The sequence below is a fragment of the Acidiphilium sp. AL genome, from assembly GCF_025499445.1.
GTDB classification, from domain to species: Bacteria; Pseudomonadota; Alphaproteobacteria; order Acetobacterales; family Acetobacteraceae; genus Acidiphilium; species Acidiphilium iwatense.
Map to the genome: position 1 here is coordinate 1 of NZ_JAIMBZ010000091.1, position 3754 is coordinate 3754.

At 58.2% G+C, this 3754-nt stretch carries 4 protein-coding genes and 1 pseudogene; 2 read left to right on the forward strand and 3 right to left on the reverse strand.

Going from position 1 to position 3754, the window contains the following annotated elements:
- Window positions 1-120, forward strand: a pseudogene (locus AiwAL_RS19825) (IS5/IS1182 family transposase); the annotation flags it as partial.
- A 15-nt stretch (window positions 121-135) separates the two neighbouring features.
- Here the strand turns inward: AiwAL_RS19825 and AiwAL_RS19830 are convergent.
- On the reverse strand, window positions 136-1206 hold the full coding sequence (locus AiwAL_RS19830) for an alpha/beta fold hydrolase (RefSeq protein WP_262313446.1): 1071 nt from the start codon (window positions 1204-1206) through the stop codon (window positions 136-138).
- A gap of 32 nt (window positions 1207-1238) precedes the next feature.
- Window positions 1239-1790 carry a carboxymuconolactone decarboxylase family protein gene (locus tag AiwAL_RS19835; protein ID WP_262313447.1) on the reverse strand — a complete coding sequence of 184 codons (552 nt, stop codon included), beginning with the start codon at window positions 1788-1790 and terminating at the stop codon, window positions 1239-1241.
- A gap of 117 nt (window positions 1791-1907) precedes the next feature.
- On the opposite strand from AiwAL_RS19835, the gene AiwAL_RS19840 reads away from it, so the two are divergent.
- On the forward strand, window positions 1908-2828 hold the full coding sequence (locus tag AiwAL_RS19840) for a LysR family transcriptional regulator (RefSeq protein WP_262313448.1): 921 nt from the start codon (window positions 1908-1910) through the stop codon (window positions 2826-2828).
- 442 nt (window positions 2829-3270) lie between these two features.
- Here the strand turns inward: AiwAL_RS19840 and AiwAL_RS19845 are convergent.
- Window positions 3271-3754, reverse strand: a 484-nt coding sequence (locus AiwAL_RS19845) for a LysR substrate-binding domain-containing protein (protein WP_262313449.1), incomplete at its 5' end; no start/stop codon positions are given.

Genomic DNA, 3754 nt, shown 5'->3' on the forward strand with positions numbered 1-3754 from the left:
TGGCTCAACCGGAACCGGCGTCTGGCAAAGGATTTCGAGGGTACAATCCATTCCGCTACCGCCTTCCTCTACGCCGCATCCGTCATGCTCCTCACCCGCCGACTCGCTCGTTACACATGAGTTCCGAGTCAGACTCTAAGCTGATGGCGTCAAAGCAAATGACGTCCATTCGGCCATCAATGGCGCTAACAATCCTTCGGCGACTTTTTGCGGGCCGCGGCCATCGACCTTATAGTGCCACATGGTATTCCACTCGATATCTTCGGCCATCAGGCCGAGTGCCGTCGGTGCATCGCCCTGGCCGAGGGCAGCGTAGAAGCGACGGACGATCTCGGTTGCGGTTGTCATTGGCAAAGCGAACTCAGCGTTGATCTCGGCGGCAACAATCGCTGCATTTTCGTCAAGCACGAAATGCCCGGCATCAAGCCAGACCAGCCTGGCCTTGGGCAGGTCGACGAGAAACGCGGTAGCACCCGCTTCGATGAAGAACGGGTCATGCTTGCCCCAAAGGATCAGCGTTTTGGGCTGGTGTTTGCGGAATGCCGCGTGCCAGATGTCATAGAGTGCGACATTGGTTTTGTAGTTTTCCAGCAAATTTAGCTGGTAGGCGTCAGTGCCAGGTCGGTCCAACAGCGCCTGGTCGAGCGTCCAGTTATCCGGGCTGATCGCCGCCGGGTTTTTGGCGCCGACCATGTACTGGAACTGCGTCGTGCCCGCCGCCAGAAATGTTCTAGCGCCCGCTTCGGAATCGGCGTCGCGTTTTTCCCATAACGGCAAGAACACCTGCTTGGGCAGATCGCCGATCCCTTCCATATAGGCATTGGCGTTCTGGATGATGAAACCTGTCACAGCTTCAGGCCGGCTGGCGAAAATCCTAAAACCGATCGGGCCGCCATAATCCTGCATGTAAAGGACGTAGGATTTTAGCCCCAGTTGATCGATCAGACCGGCGACATGGGTGGTAAGGCTGTCGAATGTGTAGTCGAAATCGTCGACGGATGGCGCATCCGACTGGCCAAAGCCGATATAATCGGGCGCGATGACGCGAAATTTCTCGGCCAGCAGCGGGATCAGGCCGCGGAACATGAAGCTGCTGGACGGAAATCCGTGTAGCAGGATGATCACTGGCAGGCTTGCATCGCCGGCCTCACGGTAGAAAACCTTGTGGCCATTTACGTTAGCAAAATGATGAGATGTTTGGATCATGGGAAGTAACCTTTATCGAGTGTGGGCTGCGTTCAGGCCGCCCGACGGGGAGCTACGACCGGAAAGTCAATCTCTGTCTGAAACACCTCGTTGAAGAGGTTAGTGAAAATATTCAGTGCCACGTGCTGCACGATCTCGATCACCTGTGCGTCTGTATAGCCAGCGCCCTTCACCGCCACGAAATCCGCATCACTCACCTGACCGCGCTCACCCGCCACTTTGGCGGCGAAACGCACGGCCGCATCCGCCTTGGGATCATTAGAGGCACCGTTGCGGTTGGCGGTAATCTCGACATCGTCCAGTCTGACGAGGTTGCGACCGAGATAAGTGTGCGCCGAGAGGCAATAGCCGCAGCGATTGATCTCGGCGACGGCCAGCGCGATGCGCTCGCGGGTGGCGGCAGGTAATGCGCCGTGGCTCAAAGCGCCGGACAGATCCAGATACCCTTTAAGCGCGTGCGGGCTGAGCGAGATGGCGCGGAACATGTTGGGCACGCTGCCAAGCTGTTTGGCGACGGCGTCCAGCAAAGGGCGGGATGCTTCGGGCGCATCAGCAACGGTGGAGGGGGTGGGAATACGGGGCATGTTGAAACTCCTTGTTGAGTGGGCCTCACCGACCCGACGGCGCTCGTTTAGCGGCTTCCATTTTTATGCAGCAGCCGTTAGTTTCGAGATGTACCCTTCCAAATAATGGAACAATCAATGGACCGGTTCGAGGCGATGCAGACACTTCTCGCGGCCATCGACGGCGGCAGCCTCTCTGCCGCCTCACGCGCGCTGGGCACGCCGCTGCCCACGATCAGCCGTCGCGTCTCGGAGCTGGAGGCGTATCTCGGCGCTCAACTATTGGTTCGCACTAGCCGCAAACTAATTGTGACCGAGGCAGGTGAAGCCTTTGTGGCGGCCGCGCGCCGGCTGCTCGAGGAGCTAGGCGACGCCGAACGCGCGGCCAGTGGCGAATACCGCGCGCCACGCGGCGAGCTGCTGGTTGCAGCACCCATCATGTTCGGCAAGCTCCATGTCGCGCCCATCGTCCATGATTTTCTGGTAGCCTACCCGGAGGTCACCGTAAGACTGGTGTTGTCGGACCAGGTGATCGATCTGGCCGAGGCGCAGGTGGATCTCGCCGTGCGGATCGGCCGCTTACCAGACAGCGACTTAATCGCGCGACAGGTGGGGCATGTCCGCTGGGTTCTCTGCGCGAGCGAAAAATATTTAGCGCGGCGCGGCGAGCCCCAGACACCCGGCGCCCTCGCCGATCACGACTGTATCGCGTTCGAAGGGTTGAAAACCTATCGCAACTGGCCGATCGGTAGCGGACCGGCAGAGAGATCCATCACCATCCGCCCGCGCTTTTCAGTTAATACCGCCGATACGGTGGTCGAAGCCGCTGCATCGGGCTTGGGGATCGCGCGCATCATGTCCTACCAGGCTGCGGATGCCATCGCAGCACACCGCATCACAACAATTCTGCGGAATTTTTCAGCGCCACCAATCCCGGTCCACCTGGTACATCCGCCGCAGCGCATCCAACCGCTAAAGCGGCGCGCCTTCCTGGATTTCGTTGTACCGCGTCTCACGCAGGTACTCGCCACCGTGCATGATATCGTAAACCCCGGGTGACGGCGCTTGATGCCAAGCATGGTTGTGTCGTTGGTTACGTCTATGAACGGGCCGTAGCGCATGGTCGTCCAATCAAGGATGCCGGGCGCTTCCAGCGCGTATCGTCCGTGCTGCCACCGGCGGTTTTTATCACCGCGTTGACGAGTTCGTTATGGGCTATCCACGAGAGGTCACATAACTTTATACAATGACAACAGCCGAAAGAAGGCTCCATGAAGCAAAAAACGCACTCCAAAATGCGTTACCAGCTGTTGAATTGTGCATCGGCCTCGACGTTTTTTGGATCAAATTGCGTGGGGACAACAAGTGCCTGCATTTGTCCCGAGCTATTCCAAAGCGGACTTTCCGCTATCGGCAAGATCCGGCTGAAGTGGGACTGCCTGCTTTGTACTTTATTCCGGGCAGCGGCACGATTGGCGTATGTCCCAAAAGCGATCGTAGCCTAAAGCCTCTTCGGTATGGCCATTGTCAGGAAATCGGTCACGCGTCGCACGCGTTCCGGGACGAACCGGCGCTTTGGCCATACTAGGCTTATATCCCGAACGCCTTGCACGAAATCATCGAGAACCGTGATGACATCCGATTGTGCAAGCTCGCCTGCGAGCGAGACTTTCGTAAAAAAGCCGATTCCGACACCAGCCAGAACACCCATGCGAATGGTCTCGACGCTGTTGGAACTAAGGCTTCCCTGAACCGCTACGCTAAACGGACCATCAGGCCCAATAAACGGCCAACTCGCCGCCTCATGCAGCCCGCTATAGACCAGGCAGTTATGATTCAGGAGATCGGCCTCATGTCTCCCCTCATTTTGAGGCCGCAGGCGCCATTTAGCCGAAGAATCGATTGAGGCCTGTCGGCATTCCGGAAGGAATCCTGGCGGCCCGGTTCCGATTCCGATTGTTGCGCGCCGCCGAAATCTCTTGCCA

Bases quoted from the DNA above. Each gene is read 5' to 3' on its own strand.
- AiwAL_RS19830 (WP_262313446.1), bottom strand. From the start codon at position 1,206: ATGATCCAAACATCTCATCATTTTGCTAACGTAAATGGCCACAAGGTT.
- AiwAL_RS19840 (WP_262313448.1), top strand. From the start codon at position 1,908: ATGGACCGGTTCGAGGCGATGCAGACACTTCTCGCGGCCATCGACGGC.
- AiwAL_RS19835 (WP_262313447.1), bottom strand. From the start codon at position 1,790: ATGCCCCGTATTCCCACCCCCTCCACCGTTGCTGATGCGCCCGAAGCA.